This window comes from Bacillus sp. GM2 (genome assembly GCF_056155945.1).
In genome coordinates, this window is the sequence record NZ_JBRKSZ010000008.1 from 148,290 (window position 1) to 166,561 (window position 18,272).

The 18,272-nt window shown below is 49.0% G+C and carries 15 protein-coding genes and 2 pseudogenes; 4 read left to right on the forward strand and 13 right to left on the reverse strand.

What is annotated here, in order from left to right; genetic code table 11:
• Positions 1-32: 32 nt before the first annotated feature.
• Together ACVC9U_RS15580 and ACVC9U_RS15585 are read right to left on the reverse strand one after the other, a co-directional pair.
• On the reverse strand, positions 33-1,217 hold the full coding sequence (locus ACVC9U_RS15580; RefSeq protein ID WP_441391268.1) for an MFS transporter: 1,185 nt from the start codon (positions 1,215-1,217) through the stop codon (positions 33-35).
• A gap of 59 nt (positions 1,218-1,276) precedes the next feature.
• Entirely contained in the window at positions 1,277-1,699 is a 423-nt protein-coding gene (locus ACVC9U_RS15585) for a MerR family transcriptional regulator (protein ID WP_003179703.1), read from the reverse strand.
• Between the two features lie 165 nt (positions 1,700-1,864).
• Here ACVC9U_RS15585 and ACVC9U_RS15590 point away from each other — a divergent pair, with 165 nt between their 5' ends.
• Entirely contained in the window at positions 1,865-2,695 is an 831-nt protein-coding gene (locus tag ACVC9U_RS15590) for an ion transporter (protein ID WP_145651942.1), read from the forward strand.
• Positions 2,696-2,732: 37 nt separating this feature from the next.
• Here the strand turns inward: ACVC9U_RS15590 and ACVC9U_RS15595 are convergent, their stop codons facing one another.
• The 9 genes and pseudogenes from ACVC9U_RS15595 to ACVC9U_RS15635 form a co-directional block, all read right to left on the reverse strand.
• On the reverse strand, positions 2,733-3,929 hold the full coding sequence (locus tag ACVC9U_RS15595; protein ID WP_441391269.1) for a cytochrome P450: 1,197 nt from the start codon (positions 3,927-3,929) through the stop codon (positions 2,733-2,735).
• 17 nt (positions 3,930-3,946) lie between these two features.
• Positions 3,947-4,948, reverse strand: a complete 1,002-nt coding sequence (bioB, locus tag ACVC9U_RS15600) for a biotin synthase BioB (protein ID WP_441391270.1) — start codon at positions 4,946-4,948, stop codon at positions 3,947-3,949.
• Positions 4,945-5,652, reverse strand: a complete 708-nt coding sequence (gene bioD / locus ACVC9U_RS15605; RefSeq protein WP_441391271.1) for a dethiobiotin synthase — start codon at positions 5,650-5,652, stop codon at positions 4,945-4,947. Before bioD ends, bioB begins: the two co-directional genes overlap by 4 nt.
• The gene (gene bioF, locus ACVC9U_RS15610; protein WP_441391272.1) at positions 5,649-6,800 is read right to left on the reverse strand and encodes an 8-amino-7-oxononanoate synthase; all 1,152 of its coding nucleotides are present in this window, start codon (positions 6,798-6,800) and stop codon (positions 5,649-5,651) included. Before bioF ends, bioD begins: the two co-directional genes overlap by 4 nt.
• Positions 6,790-8,136, reverse strand: coding sequence for an adenosylmethionine--8-amino-7-oxononanoate transaminase (bioA, locus tag ACVC9U_RS15615; RefSeq protein ID WP_441391273.1), 1,347 nt, complete (start codon positions 8,134-8,136; stop codon positions 6,790-6,792). The genes bioF and bioA overlap by 11 nt, the downstream gene beginning before the upstream one ends.
• Positions 8,117-8,902: pseudogene (gene bioW, locus ACVC9U_RS15620) on the reverse strand (6-carboxyhexanoate--CoA ligase). Before bioW ends, bioA begins: the two are co-directional and overlap by 20 nt.
• 181 nt (positions 8,903-9,083) lie before the next feature.
• On the reverse strand, positions 9,084-10,286 hold the full coding sequence (locus tag ACVC9U_RS15625; protein WP_075755023.1) for a GTP-binding protein: 1,203 nt from the start codon (positions 10,284-10,286) through the stop codon (positions 9,084-9,086).
• Positions 10,287-10,351: 65 nt separating this feature from the next.
• Complete coding sequence (locus ACVC9U_RS15630) at positions 10,352-12,025, reverse strand: nucleoside recognition domain-containing protein (protein ID WP_441391274.1); 1,674 nt, start codon at positions 12,023-12,025, stop codon at positions 10,352-10,354.
• Positions 12,019-13,131 (reverse strand): NAD(P)/FAD-dependent oxidoreductase, encoded by a 1,113-nt coding sequence (locus ACVC9U_RS15635; RefSeq protein ID WP_075755019.1) that lies wholly within the window; start codon positions 13,129-13,131, stop codon positions 12,019-12,021. The genes ACVC9U_RS15630 and ACVC9U_RS15635 overlap by 7 nt, the downstream gene beginning before the upstream one ends.
• A 132-nt stretch (positions 13,132-13,263) precedes the next feature.
• Here ACVC9U_RS15635 and folE2 point away from each other — a divergent pair, with 132 nt between their 5' ends.
• Both folE2 and ACVC9U_RS15645 read left to right on the forward strand, forming a co-directional pair.
• On the forward strand, positions 13,264-14,166 hold the full coding sequence (folE2, locus tag ACVC9U_RS15640) for a GTP cyclohydrolase FolE2 (RefSeq protein ID WP_075755017.1): 903 nt from the start codon (positions 13,264-13,266) through the stop codon (positions 14,164-14,166).
• Between the two features lie 135 nt (positions 14,167-14,301).
• A pseudogene (locus tag ACVC9U_RS15645) lies at positions 14,302-14,578 on the forward strand (ArsR/SmtB family transcription factor).
• A 29-nt stretch (positions 14,579-14,607) separates the two neighbouring features.
• Here the strand turns inward: ACVC9U_RS15645 and ACVC9U_RS15650 are convergent.
• On the reverse strand, positions 14,608-15,273 hold the full coding sequence (locus ACVC9U_RS15650) for a DJ-1/PfpI family protein (protein WP_075755015.1): 666 nt from the start codon (positions 15,271-15,273) through the stop codon (positions 14,608-14,610).
• A 125-nt stretch (positions 15,274-15,398) separates the two neighbouring features.
• On the opposite strand from ACVC9U_RS15650, the gene ACVC9U_RS15655 reads away from it, so the two are divergent.
• Complete coding sequence (locus ACVC9U_RS15655; protein WP_441391275.1) at positions 15,399-16,313, forward strand: LysR family transcriptional regulator; 915 nt, start codon at positions 15,399-15,401, stop codon at positions 16,311-16,313.
• 29 nt (positions 16,314-16,342) lie between these two features.
• On the opposite strand, the gene ACVC9U_RS15660 is transcribed toward ACVC9U_RS15655, so the two are convergent.
• Entirely contained in the window at positions 16,343-18,232 is a 1,890-nt protein-coding gene (locus ACVC9U_RS15660) for an ABC-F family ATP-binding cassette domain-containing protein (protein ID WP_441391276.1), read from the reverse strand.
• Between the last annotated feature and the right edge of the window lie 40 nt (positions 18,233-18,272).

An 18,272-nucleotide genomic window follows, 5' to 3' on the forward strand; every position in this document is an offset into this window, starting at 1 on the left:
TTGTTTCCTTTTAAAGAAACAAGCTTTTTTCATTAATGACCGGCTTTGATGCCTGCCAAATAACGGCGGCCTCCAGTCAAAACGGCCATGCCGGCAAGCACGGCGATGCATCCTGCAAAATAGGGAGTATGCGCAGTAAAATGATCGGCTAACACACCGGCAATCCAAGGCGCAATGGCCCCGCCGATGAACCGGATGGAGCTGTAGGCAGATGAAGCGACAGACCGTTCGACAGGCGCAGCTTCCATCACCGCTGTTGTCAAAATCGTATTGATCATGCCCAGAATCCCTCCGGCTATGATGATCGCCCCGATGACGAGCGCCATGTGCTCCGTCCAAATCCCAATCGCGAGCAAATCAGCTGCAAACAGCATAAACAGAAAGATCAGCGAGCGGACGGTTCCAAAGATCCGCTGTACGGCCGGAGCGATGAAAACGGAAGTGATCGCAAGAAACAGCCCCCAGCCGAAAAAGACATAGCCGAGGCCCCGTTCATTTAAGTCAAGAACAAACGGCGAATATGCAAGCAGGGTGAAGAAACCGAAATTGTATAAGAATGCGGCTCCTGACAGCGTCAATAGCCCTTTATAACGAAGCGCTTTGATCGGCGCGCTGACGGAAATTTTCTTCTGCGGCTTTTGGACAGGCGGCAAAAGAAAAAAGATGGCCAAAAGAGCAGCCGCCATTAAAACCGATACGCCGAAAAACGGCGCTCTCCACGATATTGTGCCAAGCTCTCCCCCGGCAAGCGGTCCAACCGAAATGCCCAATCCCAAAGCCGCCTCATACAAAATAATGGCTTTTGCGCTTCCGCCAGATGCCACGCTGACAATGACGGCAAGCGCAGTTGAGATAAACATGGCGTTTCCGAGTCCCCAGCCGCCGCGGAAGCCGACGAGCTGAGAGATGGAATGCGAAAGCCCGCCCAGGCCTGCAAAAACGATGATCAGGATCAAGCCGCTGATTAACGTCAGCTTTGCTCCAATCCTGCTCGATACGGCGCCTGATAAAAGCATGGCGAAACCTGTGACTAGCAGATAGCTTGTAAATAAAAGCGAAACCTGGCTGGGGGAAGCATGCAGCTGCCGCGCGATCGCCGGCAGAATCGGATCGACAAGCCCGATCCCCATAAACGAGATCACGCAGGCAAAGGCCACGGCCCAGACCGCTTTTGGCTGTTTAAACATACTTGAGTTCTCAGGTCGTTGTTCATTCATTATCTATCAAACCTTTCTTTGCAAATAAAGAAACGCTATAAAAATAGCGTTTTTCTTGTTTAATCAATTGATTGAAGCGCATTCTCGGCTTTTGCCTGCATACCCTCCAAGCGCTTCTTGAATGATTGAAATTTTTCAATCTTTTCATCAATCATTCTCATCTGTTCATTCAGCATCCTCTGAATGTCTTCAAGCTTTTCTTTTCGTTCCCGTTTGTCCAGCGATAAAAGATATCCTTCTTTATTCATCTCCAAGTGCTTGCCCGTTTCCATGAACTGCTGGAGCTCCTGCAGCGAGAATCCCAGCACTTCCTTCGCGCTGATCACTCTTTCAAGCTCTTCAAGATCGTCTTCAGAGTAAAGACGGACACCGCCTTCCGTCCGCTTCGGTGAAGAAAGCAGACCGATTTCTTCGTAAAAGCGGATCGTTCTTTTCGTCAGGCCGCTTCGCTTGGCCATTTGATCAATCTTCATCCACTCCACGTCCATATCCCCCCGAGATTTTTCTTCTTTTCTATTATACTACCTTTATACTTTTACGTAAACGTTAAGTTTTTCGATGCAAAAATAAAGGAACTGACTTGACATCATCCTGCTGCTGTAACGTATCATAGAAATGACATCAAAACAGGAGGACAAATAACAAGAGTGAACACTCATCAAAATCGATTTTCAGTTCAAAGCAAAGTTTCGGCATTGATTGAAAGCCGGCTGTTTCAGTCATTCATCACGACGGTCATTGTGTTGAATGCAATCTCGATCGGTTTGGAAACTTACGCTTTCTTTAAACCTTATCAAAAAGTATTTTTTATTGTGGATTGCTTGTTTTTAACGATATTTGTAATCGAACTATCTCTTAAACTATTCGTTCAAAAACAGCACTTTTTTAAAAACAACTGGAACGTTTTTGATTTTGTAATCGTCGCCGGCAGTTTGATTCTTTACAACACGAATTTTGTCAGCGTTCTCCGTATCTTCCGGGTGCTGCGGGTGTTGCGGACGATCACTTCCGTTCCCTCATTAAGACGGATCGTCAATGCGCTGTTTATGGCGATTCCGACTATCAGCAGCGTCATTATCCTAATGAGCATCATTTTTTACGTGTACGCCGTCATCGGAACGATGTTCTTTTCTGCCATCGCACCGGAATACTTCGGCAACTTGCAGCTCAGCCTTCTGACACTGTTCCAAACCTTCACGCTCGAATCGTGGGCAAGCGGCATATTCAGGCCGATTTTTGCCGAGAGCGGCTGGTCATGGCTCTATTTCGTTTCATTTATCGTCATTGCGACTTTCATTATGATCAACTTGATCGTCGGGGAAATCGTGAATAATGCACAAAAAATTTCTCAGGAAATAGAAGATGAGACAGGCGAGCTGAAAGAGGATACAAAAGAAATCAAAGAACTGCGCGCGGAGGTTAAAGAATTAAAAGCGCTTCTGGAAACCTATATCACGCAAAATGAAAAGAAAGATTAAAAGGGGCCGGCACCTGTAAGCCAGCCCTTTTTTGTCTTTAATTGAGGATGACAGGCAGCTCGGCCAGCGATCTAAAGCCGATTAACCTGCGAAATGGAATGTCTGTTGAAGCAAGCTTCAACTTAGGCAGCCGCTCCAACAGTGCGGGAATGGCAATTTGCGCTTCGAGCCGCGCCAATGCCGAGCCTAAACATACGTGTGCACCGGCTCCAAAGGCAAGGTGCGGATTCGGTTTTCTCGTGATGTCAAATACATGCGGGTTTTGAAATATCTTTGGGTCGCGGTTGGCGGCGCCTAAAAGGATGTATACGTGGTCTCCTTTTTTGATCACTTTCCCGTTGATTTCGCAGTCCTTTGACGCGGTGCGCGCTGTCAGCTGTGTCGGACTTTCATAGCGCAGGCATTCTTCGACGGCTGACTCAATCAGCAGCGGACTTTCTTTCAGCGCGCTGAGCTGGCCGGGATGGTTGATGAGCAAAAACAATCCGTTCGTCAAAAGGTTGACCGTCGTCTCGTGCCCGGCAATCACAAGCAGAATGCACGTCGCAAGCACTTCATCTTCGGCGAGCTGCTCATGACCGGCGAATGTGCTGATCAAGTCTTGAGAAGGATGAGCTTTTCGTTTTTCAATCAAATCTTTAAAATAAGCCGTCAGCTTGGCAACGGTATCCCCGCCTTTTGCCAGCACCTTTCGTGTGCGGGTCAAATCGATCGTTTGAATGAGATCAGCCGTCCATTGCCTGAATTGATATCTTTCCTCTGCGGGGACGCCGAGCATGCCGGCAATGATAAGACTTGCCAAAGGAAAGGCAAATTCGGATACCATGTCCGCCGACTTCTTGTTTTCAAGCTGATCGAGCAATTCATGGACGGTTTCTTCTATAACAGGACGGAAAGATGCCGCCTTCTGCGGCATGAATTCTTTGCCGACAATCGTCCGCATCCGCTTATGGCCGGACTCATTTTGAAACAGCAACATATTCCGCTGCAATTTGTGAAGTTGTTCATATTTTGTAGAGGCTTCAGGGAGAGGAACGCGGTTTTTAAATGCCGCGTCCCTCAAAATTGCCGCCGCTTCTTCATATCCGGTGACATACCATCCCGGATGCTTTAAAACGGTTCCTTTATATACAGGATGAACGGACCGGAGTTTATCGTAAAACAAATATGGATCTCTCCAAAAATCCGAATCCGGTTTCAGACGCGGCCCTGCCTCGTGCAGTTCTGTCGTCATGTTACATCTCCCCCGTGTTACTGCTGTAAACTGTCTTTCATTTCTTCCACCGATTCGACTTCAAATCCTAAATCATAGAGCATCTTATGGTCCTCTGTTTCATTCTGCCCTGCCGTTGTTAAATAGTCTCCGACGAAGATCGAATTGGCGGCATACAGCCCCAACGGCTGCAAGGAGCGGAGGTTGACTTCTCGCCCCCCTGAAATGCGGATTTCCTTTGTCGGGTTGATAAAGCGGAACAAAGCCAAAACCTTTAAGCAATACAACGGATTCAATTCACTGACTCCTTCCAGCGGAGTCCCGTCGATCGCATGCAAAAAATTAACCGGAATGGAGTCGGCATCAAGCGCCTTTAAGCTGTTCGCCATATCGACGACGTCCTGCTTCGTCTCTTTCATCCCGACAATGACGCCCGAGCATGGGGACATTCCGGATTTTTTGGCTGTTTCCACAGTGTTCACCCTGTCATCATACGTATGGGACGTTGTAATGTTTGAATGGTTGCTTTTTGATGTATTGATGTTGTGATTGTACCGGTCCACTCCGGCTTCCTTCAGCCGCTCGGCCTGTTCGGGCTTTAGCAGTCCGAGGCATGCGCAGACTTTTAAGCCGTACGTTTCTTTAATTTCTTTAACGGCGCCGACCACTTGATCGACTTCTCTGTTGGACGGGCCTCTGCCGCTCGCCACGATGCAGTACGTTCCGATATTTAAATCGTGCGCACGCTTTGCACCTTCAAGCAAGGTCGTTTTGTCGACCATCCGGTAGCTGTCGATCGGCGCTTTTGATATTGAAGACTGCGAGCAGTAGCCGCAGTTTTCCGGACAAAGTCCGGATTTTGCATTCATGATCATATTGAGCTTCACTTTTTTTCCGTAGTAGCGTTTTCTGATATGAAATGCAGCATGCATAAGCAGGAGAACGTCGTCATCCGGACATTCCAAGATGGAAAGCGCCTCTTTTTCAGTTACTTCTCCGCCATCCAGCACCCGTTCTGCAAGTTCCATCCATTGATTCATGTTTCTGCCCCCATTTGCATTTGATTCATAATCAAGGAAACATCGACATGCTCCTTGATCATGTGGTGAATTTGTGTTGGTGAAGCGTCTTCAAGCTTCGGCGTAATGCCGAGGAGCGGCACACCGCAAAATCTTTCAATCATGTCCGGATTCGTCTGTTCGTCAAGTCCGGGCCGGCTGCTGATGCCGTTGATCACGATTCCGATCACGCGTATCCCCATTTGTTTTGCGTATTGGACGGTTAAATACGTATGGTTGATCGTTCCGAGATTGGGGCGCGCCACAATGACAGCCGGCAAATCGAGCGCTTTGATCAAGTCGCTGACGAAATAATCCTCTCCGAGCGGCACCACAATCCCGCCTGCCCCTTCAACGATGAAGCAATCGTGCCGATCCTTTATCTTTTTCCAATGGTTCACGGCTTCTTCCAGCCCGACGGTCCTCCCTTCGAGCTTCGCAGCTGTGTAAGGTGCAAGCGGCTCTTTAAACACAAAAGGCGTGATCTCCTCATTAGTAAGAGACGTTTCAGAGCTGTTCTTCAAAAGTGCTGTATCACTCTGCGGATCGCTGTTGAGCTCGCCGCTCAAAAACGGCTTAAACACGCCGACATCAACTTGCTGCTCTTTCAACAAAGCGGCAAGGCCGCAAGCGATAAACGTCTTCCCGACTCCCGTATCTGTTCCCGTTACAAAAAAACCCTTCATTTCAGCAAGTTCAACTCTCTTCCCACTAATTTAAACCCCTCTAATAGTTCTTCAATATCTCTTAACCTGCGGTCTGCGGTGACAGTCAGCCTGATCCGGCTCTCTCCTTCCGCAACAGTCGGCGGGCGGATGGCCGGGGCATCAATCCCTTTCTCCTTGAGGCCGTTTGCAAATCGAACGGCTTTTAGAGGGTCTCCGATCATAACGGGTATGATCGGCGTATCTTCTCCTTTGACCGTAAACCCGATATCCTCGAGACCCCGTTTGATCGTGGTCACCGATGATTGCAAAAGCCGGCGTTTATCCCGGCTATCTTCGATGATGTCAAAAGCTTTGCATGCCGCCGCACAGCTTGCGGGCGGGACAGCCGTTTGAAAGATAAACGTTCTCGCATGATTCAGCAAAAAATCGATCAATGCTTTAGAGCCCGCGACGAAGCCGCCTTCCGCGCCTACAGCTTTACTTAACGTGCCGATCACAACATCTGGGGAGACGCCGAAATACTCGCTCGTTCCCCTGCCGGCTTCTCCCAAAACCCCTGTTGCGTGGGCATCATCAACGATGACAAAGGCCCGGTACCGCTTGGCAAGGAGCATGATTTCGTCAAGCGGTGCAATTGTACCGTCCATGCTGAACACGCCGTCTGTCACAATAAAGCGGCGTGCACGGCTCTGTGCGGCACGGAGTTTTTCTTCAAGATCATTCATATCCGTGTGGCGGTAAACAACCGGATCAGCTTTTGAAAGGCGGCAGCCGTCGATGATGCTCGCATGGTTCAATTGATCGCTTAATATGACGTCTCCTTTTTCAGGCAAAGACGAAAGCACGCCGATATTGGCCAAATATCCGCTTGAAAACAAGAGAGCGGCTTCTGTCTGCTTAAAACCGGCGATTTTCCGCTCAAGCTTTTCATGCCATTTGGTATTGCCGGACGTCAGCCTTGATCCTGTGCTTCCGGCTCCAAAGCGGCGGAGCGCCGTTTCTGCGGCGTGAATCAGCCGTTTGTCGTTCGCCAGGCTCAAATAATCGTTTGACGCCCAATTCGTACGTTTTGCTTCCGCGTCAGCTTGAGGCGGTTTAAGCGAGCGGTAAAGCTCGGCTGCCTTCGTCTTTGCGAGCCGGCTGCTGAGCCATTCGTCAATGTGCACAGCCTGTAACCTCTTGAATCGCTTCTTTCATAATGGACACCATAGCACGCAGGTCATCGGCAGTGCTGGCGAGCGGAGGAAGAAATGCGATAACATCCCCGAGCGGCCTCGTCAGCATGCCAAGCTCTCTCATTTTCAAAGACACCCGGTATCCGATTCGCTCTTCAGGCGGATAAGTCTGCCTCGTTTCTTTCGACTGAACGAGCTCGATCCCGCTCATTAAACCGAGCTGGCGGATGTCGCCGACATGAGGGAGCGCTGCCAGATCATGAAAAAGCGATTCCAGTATTTTCGACTTTTCGGCAATTTGAGCGACGATTTTTTCCGATTCGAACAGGCGCAAATTTTCCAGCGCAACAGCGCAACCAAGCTGGTTCCCCGTGTAAGAATGGCCGTGGAAAAACGTTTTCAGTTTGTCATAGTCATCATAAAATGCCTGATAAATTTCCTCTGTCGCAAACGTTACGGCGATCGGCAAATAGCCTCCGGTAATGGCCTTTCCTGCCGCCATCAAGTCCGGCTGAACACGTTCATGCTCACAGGCAAACATTTTCCCGGTTCGTCCGAATCCTGTCGCCACTTCATCGACAATCATTAAAACGTCATACTTCGTGCAAAGCTCCCGGACGCCTGCCAAATATCCTTCAGGCATCACGATCATCCCCGATGCCCCTTGGACCATCGATTCGACCGACAGCGCGGCGATCTCACCGTGCCGCTCGCTCAGGAGCCGTTCGAGTTCTGCGAGGCATTCATCGCGGCACTCTTCCGGGTTGCCGCTTTTCGAGCGGTATACGTAAGGAACATTTACCTTAAAGCTTTCAAACATAAGCGGCCCGTATACATGGTGGAAGAGCTCGATCGCACCGACGCTGACAGCGCCGATCGTATCGCCGTGATAGCCGTTTTTCATCGAAATAAATTTTTGTTTCTCCGGCTTGCCGATGTTTTTCCAATATTGAAAGGCCATTTTCAGCGCGATTTCCATTGCTGCAGCGCCGCTGTCCGAATAAAAAACACGCGTCAGCTTTTCCGGCGTGATCTTGATTAACACCTCGGCAAGCTCTGTCGCCGGAACATTTGTCATCCCCAGCAATGTCGAATGAGCGATTTTGCCGAGCTGTTTTTTGATGGCTTCATCCAGTTCCTTCTTGCGATGGCCATGGACGTTGAGCCATACGGAAGAAAATCCGTCATAGTACTCTCTGCCGTCGATATCTTTCAGCTTGATGCCCTCTCCGCTTTCGATGATCAGCGGGTTTTCGTCATAGTCTTTCATTTGTGTAAAAGGTAGCCAAAGATATTTTTTGCTTTTTTCAACGAATGATTGATTCATGTTTTACCTCCCGACCGAATGAATACAGGCTGTTTTTCCAAACCGTCTATACAGCTCTTGATATCTGCTAATCCATCAACAAAAAAAATCCGGCAGCCGCTCTCGTCTCCATGCTCTTTCATCTTTGTTATCCGCTGATAACCTAACTTTTTAGCGGCAACATAGCCCGTTATGTAATCAGGGTCATCCGACCAGCATAATTCGGCGACGACAGCCGGGTGCTCACATACCTTAGAAGCGATAGCAAGCGCCTCTTTCAACCGCGGATTTGGCGGCATTCCGCACGAAGCCGCCCACCTTTGAAAATCGGCTTCCGGCCAATCGAGCCGTGAGACGCGCACTCCTTTTTGTTTTCTTCCGTCAATCCTCCGGCCTGAATGAATGTCAACCAAAACGGCGCCCCTTACGTCCGAGTATTCGGCAATGCCTTGAAACGCTTTGTCTACCGCGTTTTTCGGTACGCCGGCGCGGCTGATCAGCTCACGGGCAAGCGCTTGTCCTTCTTCCGCTGATTTTGTTTCATTCGTTTCAATGCGCAGAGGCTGAACAAACTTTATCGGTTCGTTTACAAGATCGAAGCGAATTTGCATAAAGTCCGGCTTGCCCCGCGAATGAGACAATGCTTTTTCCAATAAATCGCTGACGGCATCCTTTAAACCGATAAAAGGCGCAAGCCGCTCTCCTCCGGATATGTGTTTCCCCCCTCTTCATGGGGACCATTCTCGGAGGCTCTCATTCTCACACTGTAATACGCTTCCCCTTTCATGCTTTCATCCCCCCTCTAAACACCGCACTTATATGTTAACCTATAAATAATTTAAGTTAACATTACAATAAAATATTAGTATTCCTTTCCTGATATGTCAACATGGTGTACAAATCACCGGGTTTGTTTGAAATAAAAAAAGACAAAAGAGATATCTCTTTTGTCTTAATGTGGAATTCATTTATCTAGCTCTTTCAATCTGCCAATCGAACGGGTCAGATAATAGCGACCAGTCGTCCGCCATCTCCGAATCTGTCAAAAGGCAGCGATCCGCTTCGGCGGTAATTTCTGACGGGGACAGATCCAATCCGATAAAGACGAGCTTTGTGTGGCGGTCTCCGAATTCTTCATTCCATTCTTTTAATAGCTCAGGGTTCTGTGTGAGGATTTGTTCCTGTTCCGGCTTGGACAGCGCGGCCACCCAATAAGAGATCGGTTCCAGCGACACGGAAGGTCCCGCCTGCGACATCAAAAGGGCAAGGCTGTTGCGCGTCGCACACCAGGCGATTCCTTTCGCCCTGACGACGTTTTCCGGCAGCGAATGAATCCAGTTATAAAACCGCTCGGTATGAAAAGGACGGCGCGCTTCGTATACAAACGAAGATATTCCGTATTCTTCAGTCTCAGGCGTATGCTGGTGGTGTCCTTCGTTTAATTCCCTGATCCAGCCTGCTGAACCGCTTGCTTCGTCAAAATTGAAGAGACCGGTGTTTAAGATGACCTTCGGATCGACTTCTCCTTTGACCGCTCTGATGATGTTTGCTTTAGGCTGCAACGTTTTCAGCACTTTCTCAAGCTTTTTCAGATCTTCCTCAGAGACAAGGTCGCATTTATTCAAAATCAGAACATCGCAAAACTCGATTTGATCGATGAGCAGATCGGCGATGTCGCGTTCATCCTCTTCACCGACAGCCTCTTTCCGGTCCAGCAGGCTGTCCCCCGACTGAAAATCGTGCCAAAAGCGATTAGCATCGACAACCGTGACCATTGTGTCCAGGCGGCAGAATCGGGTCAAATCTATGCCCAATTCTTCGTCGATGTAAGAGAACGTCTGAGCGACCGGGATCGGTTCGCTGATACCGGTCGATTCGATCACGATATAATCAATATTTCCTTGCTTCGCCAGTTTTTCGACTTCAACCAGCAAATCCTCTCTGAGTGTGCAGCAAATGCAGCCGTTTGACATTTCGACCAGCTTTTCATCCGTCCTCGACAGGCCGCCGCCTTGCTTGACAAGCCCGGCGTCAATGTTGACTTCGCTCATGTCATTAACGATAACGGCGACTTTCAGCCCTTGGCGGTTTTGCAATATGTGATTAAGCAGCGTCGTTTTACCCGCCCCCAAGTATCCGCTTAATACTGTTACAGGAATCTTTTTACTCATTTTTTCATTCTCCTTCCTCTTATCAAATCGTAATTATTACGATTTATATTTTATTTCATCACAATTCATTTAAAAATGCAAAGCGTCAGCTTCCAGATGATCATGATGATCAAAACCGAAACGACTGAAGTGGCCATCTGTTTTCCCATAATGCCTGCCGCCGTTTTCATCCCCAGTTCCTTGGCAATTGTCCAAACCGTCACCATGCATGGAGTAAAAGTCGATGCCAAGTAAATGAGCAGAAAGAGCGTTGCCCCCGGCAGAACATCAAGAAGCGCCCCATTCCCTTCATTAAACAAGAGAATGCCGTCTTTCCTGATCAGAGAAAAAACTAGGCCCGGCGCCGCATCCTCCGGAGCGCCGAACAGGCTTAAAACAGGCGAGACAAGCAATGTCACAAGACGGATGACACCGAGTTCATTCAATACTGTCGCCGCCAGGCAAATGATGAGAAAGATCGGCATCGCCTGAAAGATAAATTGCTGAAGCACTTCTTTTACTCGAAAGACAATCCCTTTCCAGGACGGCATCTGTAAAAACGTTTGCCGGCGCTCGAAGTAAGCGGCCCATTTCTGATCGATGCGATACCATATCCGGTTATGAGTGGCTGCTGCGGCAACAAGAACAGCGAGGTAAGGGATAAACAGCCACTCCCTTCCCGCAGCATGAAAAATCGACAGCGTCGCACCGATTTGGTAGCTGCACGCTGATCCGAAAGAAATAAATGATACACAACGCTTTCTCGTACACATGCTGCACGACCGCGTCTGCTGAACGGCAACGACATTGCAGCCAAATCCGGTCAAAAGCGGAACTAAATCACGGCCATTCAGACCGATCTTCCGCATCAGCGGGTCCAGTGAATCAACGATCCGGTCCTTTAAACCCGAATCATCTGCTGCCGCATTTGCTATAGACATAAACAAAACGACAGGAAACGCCCAAACAAACGAGTAAATACCGAGGGATAACAGGCCATAATTCCCCGCCAATGCCGCGCTCAGCCATGACGGCAAGCCGCCGACCGCATTTTGGAGCGGTTCAACCGCCCATTCGTCCGCGTATTGCTGCATCCACTCTGATGTATGATAAGCCAATACGATCGGCGCCATAAATAACAAACATAAAAGTGCAGTGCTCACAACAGGCCCAACTACGGGACGATGAAACACAAACTGCTGAACAGCCACACTTTCAAGTTCAATCTGTTTCATCCGCCTCCGTTTCAGCGGATGAAATTCAGCCTCTTTTCTTAAAAAAGCGATGATCCGCTCTTTTTTATCGTCTGTCACGGTTCTCGTATCAACCAGCAGGATCGGGAGACTGTGCTTGGCGACCTGCTCAGAAAGCGTCCGGCGCATGGTGTCCGTCATTTTATCCTGAAACGTAACGATAAAGCAGACGCGCCTGGCATCCGGCGGAATCAGGTCCAAGACCGCGTTCAGCTCTTCTGAAAAATGGGTGCCGCGCAAGACGGCAATCACCTCATCGGCCTTTTCGATCTCTTTTTTCAGCGCTCTTTTCGACACGCTGTCATCCTCGCGAATGCCCGGTGTATCAATGGCTTGCCAGCCCGGAAGGCTTTTGACCTCCCGTTCAGCCGCAAATATCGTCGATCCTTTCACATTGGCTGCTTCCCCTGCTCTATGATCAGTGATCGCGGAAAAAAGCGTTGTTTTTCCGACTGATTCGAGTCCGATGAAGAGCATGCGCTGCCGCCGCGTTGGCTCTTTCAGCATTCACACTGCACCTCACAGCAGCTCAAATCCGTGAGAAACATTTGATTTTCCCTGTATTCTGTCAGCACCTTTTCATCGATCGAAAACTTTCGTTTTTTCAGCAAACGCTCAGCGATGACGGCGAATCGCTGTCTGAATTTATAAATGAAACAAAAGACGGCGTTTTGGTGCTGAACGCTCGGCCCGATTAAATAAAGACCGTCCGTCACGGTCGACATATCTTCATTCGTTAAAAGCGGCTTGCCGTTCTCTCCCCATTCAAACAAATGCTCGATTTGTTTTGTCCCGGAATGAAAGCCTGTCGCGATAACCGGCCGTGTTTCCGAGCGGATTTTCCTCCCGTCACACAAATATAAATCATAGGCTGGTCCGTTTGCCGCCAGTTTTTCTACAACGGCTTTTTCCAAAAACTGAACCTGCCCTTTTTCATACGCATCTTCAAGACGCTCCCATGTATAAGGTGAAAGCGACCGGCTTGGATCGGCTTCAGCGTTTTCGCTGAGCGAATTCGGCATCACAACCGTCACATCGCTGCCATAGAACGCCAGCTGAACCGCCGCATCCATTGCGCTTTCATAGCCGCCTACCACGTAATAATGAGCTTTTTCAAATTGGCTCCATCTGGCGACCTTGCTGTTGTGGATGCCAATCTCCGCACCGTGAAACGAATATTTCGGAAATTGGAATTCACCGGCTCCCCAAATAACGTCTTTGGCCTTCATCATGCCTTTATTAGTTTCAACTGAAAAACCGCCGTCGTCTTTATGAACGCTGCGAACCGATGTGCCTTCTTGAATTGGAAGCTGAAAATGATCGGCCAAAAGCGACAAATAATTTCCATACTCCCGCCCGCTCAAGTGCTCGCGGTGAAAAGTAAAGGCAGGGGATGTTCCTGGAGCAACAGCATTTAAATCCAAAGCTCCGAATCCCTGCCCGGTAAAGGACGGTGTTATCAGTTTCATTTCTTCAGGCCAGCTTCGGAATGAAGCTCCTGCACGGTCTTTTTCCAAAATCGTAAACGATTGAAAACCGAGTTTTTTCAGAACGATCCCCATTCCAATACCTGCGGGTCCCGCTCCAACAATGACGATTTCGCTATGCTGCATAACAACCACTCCCTAAACGAAATCATTTCGATTTAAATTGCATGCTTTAGACATGACCACTTGATTTTATCACAGCATTGCCTCAAAATAAATAGTAACTATTTCGATTTACCACAGAAAGGGGTCTCATCAATGGAACGCAAACTGCATTTGCCCGCAAAACCCGAACGCCACCGCCGCTTCGGATCTGTCGAAGCCGTGAAAGGAATAAAACCGACTGATAAAGAACAGATGAAGGATATTCAAAATACACCGAACGACTATTTTTTTGACATTGACCATGTCGGTGTCTCAAACGTTTCGCATCCGATTTTGATTGCTTCCTCGCTCAAGCCGTTTACACAAACGACGATCGGCGCTTTTTCCTTTACGACGAGCCTTGCGCGCGACCGCAAAGGAATCAATATGAGCCGCCTGACAGAACAGCTGCAGCGCTATCACGAAGCAAACTGGACGATTGATGTCCATACACTGAAAGATTTTGCAAAGGATTTAGCCGACAATATGGAACAGCAAAGCGCATCCGTCTCTGTCAGTTTTCCATGGTATTTCGAGCGCCTTAGCCCGGAAACCAAACTGTCAGGATTGATGCACGCCGATATCCATATGACAGTCTCTTATCATGAAAACAAAGGCTTTTCACAAACCGTCGGCATCACGGCCCATGTGACGACGCTCTGCCCGTGTTCAAAAGAAATCAGCGAATACAGCGCCCATAACCAGCGCGGCATAATCAAGATCACCGCACATATCAATGAGCAGGCGGAGATGCCGGACGATTTCAAAACCGAGCTTCTTGCCGCAGCGGAAACGAACGCAAGCGCAAAGCTCCATCCCCTCTTAAAAAGGCCCGACGAAAAAAGAGTGACTGAACAGGCTTATGAAAATCCAAGATTTGTAGAAGACGTCATCCGCTTAACGGCTGCCGACTTATACGAAATGAACTGGATCTCCGCCTTTGAGATCGAATGCCGGAACGAAGAATCGATTCACATGCATGATGCGGTGGCGCGGCTGTCGTTTTCCAAAATATAAATCAAAAAGAGCTGCCGGTTTTTCCGGCAGACTCGATCCTTATGCAGTTTTTGATTGATTCAGCGCCCGGCTGTTTTTAAACAGGAGCATTGAAGAAATGTATAATACCGATGCAAACAGACAAACCGCCCTGACATCAGTTTATCCGCTGTTCTTTACGCCCTCAGTGATCAAATCAGACTTCAAATCATAAAAAATCTTGCAGAAGCCGGCGAACAATCGTGCAGCGCTGTTAACGTTCCCATTCCAAAATCAACCCTGTCTCATCACTTTAAAGTCCTTAGGGAATCGGGAGTCATTCATACAAGAATAGAAAGAACACAACGGTTTATTTAGGCTTCGCCTAGAGGACTTGGACAGCCGTTTTCCGGGGTTGCTTCAAATCGTTTTACAGGCAGACGAACCGTTGTAAACTGCCGGGTTCTCCCCGGCAGCTTCGACTTATTTCTCTTTCCGCACGTATTCAATATCATCCTGATACTGGCTGTACCCCTCTTGATATTCCATAACACGCGCTGTTTCTTCTATGAAGCTTTCATCATAGCCCGCTCTTCTCAATAAGTGAAAGCCCATTTCCATGCCTGAAGCAATTCCCCCGGCGGTGATGATCCGTCCGCTGTCGACGATTCTCGCCCGGCTGACGCGGCAGGTCGGCGCGATGTCCGCCAAGCGGTCGATCGGTACTTGCCCCATCTCTGACGCCTCAAGCCGATCCGGCTCTTTCCGGCTTGTGGCGGAAAGCCCGTCTAAGAGCCCCATGCGCCCGTAAATCCATGAACCTGTACATACGCTCACCAAAAGCGTCGACTCAGGCAGAGAGCGGATAAACTGATGCAGCCGTTTGTTGTTGGTCTCCTGTCGTGTACCGAAACCGCCCGGAATTAAGAAAGCATCCATATCTGGCTGGTCATTGAAGCTGTAATTCGGATGAACGGTAAGCCCGGCTTGCGTCTGAACCGGTTTCATCGCATCCGCCACAAGAAAGGCGTCCAGTTCAGGATCGAGCCTCCTCGCCACTGAAAACACTCCGTATGGGGCGGCATAGTCGATGATTTCAGCATCCTTGAAAATGTACACGCCAAGTCTGAATCCTCTCGTTCTTTTCATTGTTTTCCTCCTCAATTTTTCTTTTATTCTTGCAAAACCTACGATATCATGGGGAGAGACATTTTACTTATGAATGATTACGATAGAAATCATTTTGATTTTCGATATCAAGGAGATGACAAGCTATGATTGAGCTTTTAGAGGGTAAATTTTTTAAAACCTTCATCGCCGTCATGGAAGAAAAAAACTTCAGCCACGCCGCTGATCGGCTGGGGTATGTACAGTCGACAGTCACCAGCCATATTCAGCTTTTGGAGCAGGCTTGCGGACAGCGTTTGTTTCACCGGCTGTCAAGAGGTGTGAAGCCGACACCGGCCGGTTTGAAGCTAAGTAAATATGCCTATCAATTTATTCATTTAGGCAGCACCTTGGAAGAAGCGATGAATGAACTGGATCAGCCGCAAGGAACCGTCCGCATCCGCATGCAGGAATCGTTTTTTCTGACGCGCACGTCTCTCCTGATCCGGGATTTTATTAAAGAATATCCAAAGATTAGATTGCAATTGGAAAACGGGTTTCAGCACGATATCGTTCAGCAGGTGCAAAATCATGCCGTCGATTTCGGAATCGTACCGCAAAATCCGAATAGGCCCGACATCCTTTTTACCCCTTTGCTCGAAGAAAAGCTGGTGTTCATCGCTTCCAATGATCTCGCTGAAAAGGTTGAAACTGAGAGCCTTGGCGCTCTTAGTCGTGAAACATTCATCAGCTTCGGCACAAGCTGCGTCTACCACACAAAAGCGGGCAGATTATTGCAAGATGCCGGGATTGAAGGAAACAGCGCCCTGGAGTACCCAAGCATCGCCATGATCAAAGAGGCGGTAAAATGCGGCATCGGCTTTGCCTTCATTCCTGAAATCGCCGTCAAACAAGAACTTGAAGCCAAGCAATTCAAACTGCTGCCTGTGACTGCTCCGATTGTCTCCACCCACGGGCTCATCGTCCATCAAGACAGAGAGCTGAGTCTGGCGGAGTCTTTATTAAAGGAAAAATTAATCGGCTATTTTTATAACGATGCTGAAAAAAGCCCGACAAATTAAAAACTGCCGGGATTTCCCGGCAGCTTCCATTACAATTGTTCCAGCTCCTCGATCATCAGCGACAGCTCGGTCCAACGCTCCATTGCCTCGTCAAGCTCTGCGGCTGTTTGCGCCTGCTCTTCCATCAATGTCTGAATCTTGGCGAAGTCGCTGCCGGCGGCGGCGATTTCCTCTTCAAGCCGTTTATGCTTTTCTTCCAGAGCGGCGATTCTGTCTTCGATGCCGTCCCATTCCAGCTGATCTTTATAAGACAGCTTCTTTCTTTTCTTTTTCTCAGGTTTGGCAGGTTCTGCGGCTTCAGGCGCCGGCTTTTGACGGCTGGTCTCCTTTTGCTTCTCCATATATTCGCTGTATGAACCTTGAAAACGCGAAACGTTTCCGCTGCCTTCAAATACAAGCAGCCTGTCGACGACACGGTCAAGGAAATAGCGGTCATGGGAAACGGTCACGACAACGCCGGGAAACTGTTCCAAATAATCTTCCAGCACTCCGAGCGTCTCGGTATCAAGGTCGTTTGTCGGCTCATCAAGGAACAGGACGTTCGGCTCTTCCATCAGCACTTTCAAAAGATAAAGGCGCCTCTTTTCTCCGCCTGACAGCTTGCGAATCAAGTTGCGCTGCATGCTCCGCGGAAAAAGGAACCTTTCCAGCATCTGCTCAGCTGTGACCACTTGTCCGTCGGCCGTTTTGACGACCTCAGCCGTCTCCTTAATGTATTCGACGACCTGCAGCGCATCGTTCATTTCGCTGTGATCCTGTGTATAGTATCCGATTCTTACAGTCTGGCCGATCGTGATCTGCCCTCCATCAGGCTTGACGCGGCCGGCAAGCGCGTTTAAAAGCGTTGTTTTGCCGATCCCGTTCGGTCCGATGATGCCGATCCGGTCCCCCGGCACAATCAGTTCATCGAATGAACGGACAAGCTGATTGCCGCCGCGGCTGATGTCAACACCTTCAGCTTCAATCACCTGCTTGCCGAGACGGTGGGAGCCGATGGCGAAATCAAGGGAAGAACCGGTTTCAGGCGCATCTTGTTCCTTTAGTTCCTCCACCCGCTGGATTCTTGCTTTTTGTTTTGTCGAACGGGCTTTAGCTCCCCTTCTCAGCCAGGCAAGCTCCCTGCGGAGAAGGTTTTGCCGCTTCGTTTCGCTTTGTTCGACGAGCGCTTCTCTTTCGGCCCGCTTTTCCAAAAACACTCCGTAGTTCCCTTTGTATGTGTATAGGCGCCCGCGATCCAGTTCATAGATCCTGTTTGTCACCCGGTTTAAAAAATAGCGGTCATGGGTGACGAGAACGACCGAGCCCGGGTACCCGCTCAAATAGCCTTCAAGCCATTCGATCGTTTCATTGTCAAGGTGGTTTGTCGGCTCATCCAAAATGAGGAGGTCAGCAGGCTGAATCAATGTTTTTGCGATCGCAACCCGCTTTTTTTGCCCTCCTGATAGCGAGCTCACTTCTTTTGCCACATCCGCGACGCCAAGCTTCGTTAAAATCGTTTTTGCCGCCGTATTCGCGTCCCAGGCGCCGTGTTCGTCCATTTTCCCCTGTGCCGCCAGCAGGTTTTCCTGCTTTTTCGGATCATCAGGCGAAGCATTCAGCTCCTGAAGCGCCTGCTCATACGCCCTCATCGTCCGCATCATCACGGAATCTCCCGAATAAATGTGCTCAAGCACGGTTTCCGGGCCGTCCAAATCAGGATCCTGATCCAAGTACTCGATATGGAGGCTGCCGGGCTTGGTGATATCTCCTTTTTCGGTCGATTCATGGCCTGCGATCACTTTCAGCAAACTGCTTTTTCCCATTCCGTTCGGTCCGATCAAGCCGATCCGTTCGTTTTCTTCGATATGGAACGATATATGGTCAAATAATGTTTTATCTCCGTAAGTTTTATATAAACCTTCCGCTTTAAAAATGCTCATCTGTCTACCAATCCTAACGTAATGTCATAACCTTATTTTA

Excerpts from the sequence above, each read along its gene's own strand:
- ACVC9U_RS15655 (WP_441391275.1), top strand. The coding sequence starts at position 15,399 with ATGATTGAGCTTTTAGAGGGTAAATTTTTTAAAACCTTCATCGCCGTC.
- bioD (WP_441391271.1), bottom strand. The coding sequence starts at position 5,652 with ATGAAGGGTTTTTTTGTAACGGGAACAGATACGGGAGTCGGGAAGACG.
- ACVC9U_RS15660 (WP_441391276.1), bottom strand. The coding sequence starts at position 18,232 with ATGAGCATTTTTAAAGCGGAAGGTTTATATAAAACTTACGGAGATAAA.
- bioA (WP_441391273.1), bottom strand. The coding sequence starts at position 8,136 with ATGAATCAATCATTCGTTGAAAAAAGCAAAAAATATCTTTGGCTACCT.
- ACVC9U_RS15650 (WP_075755015.1), bottom strand. The coding sequence starts at position 15,273 with ATGAAAAGAACGAGAGGATTCAGACTTGGCGTGTACATTTTCAAGGAT.
- ACVC9U_RS15595 (WP_441391269.1), bottom strand. The coding sequence starts at position 3,929 with ATGACGACAGAACTGCACGAGGCAGGGCCGCGTCTGAAACCGGATTCG.
- bioB (WP_441391270.1), bottom strand. The coding sequence starts at position 4,948 with ATGAATCAATGGATGGAACTTGCAGAACGGGTGCTGGATGGCGGAGAA.
- ACVC9U_RS15580 (WP_441391268.1), bottom strand. The coding sequence starts at position 1,217 with ATGAATGAACAACGACCTGAGAACTCAAGTATGTTTAAACAGCCAAAA.
- folE2 (WP_075755017.1), top strand. The coding sequence starts at position 13,264 with ATGGAACGCAAACTGCATTTGCCCGCAAAACCCGAACGCCACCGCCGC.
- ACVC9U_RS15635 (WP_075755019.1), bottom strand. The coding sequence starts at position 13,131 with ATGCAGCATAGCGAAATCGTCATTGTTGGAGCGGGACCCGCAGGTATT.
- ACVC9U_RS15625 (WP_075755023.1), bottom strand. The coding sequence starts at position 10,286 with ATGAGTAAAAAGATTCCTGTAACAGTATTAAGCGGATACTTGGGGGCG.
- ACVC9U_RS15630 (WP_441391274.1), bottom strand. The coding sequence starts at position 12,025 with ATGCTGAAAGAGCCAACGCGGCGGCAGCGCATGCTCTTCATCGGACTC.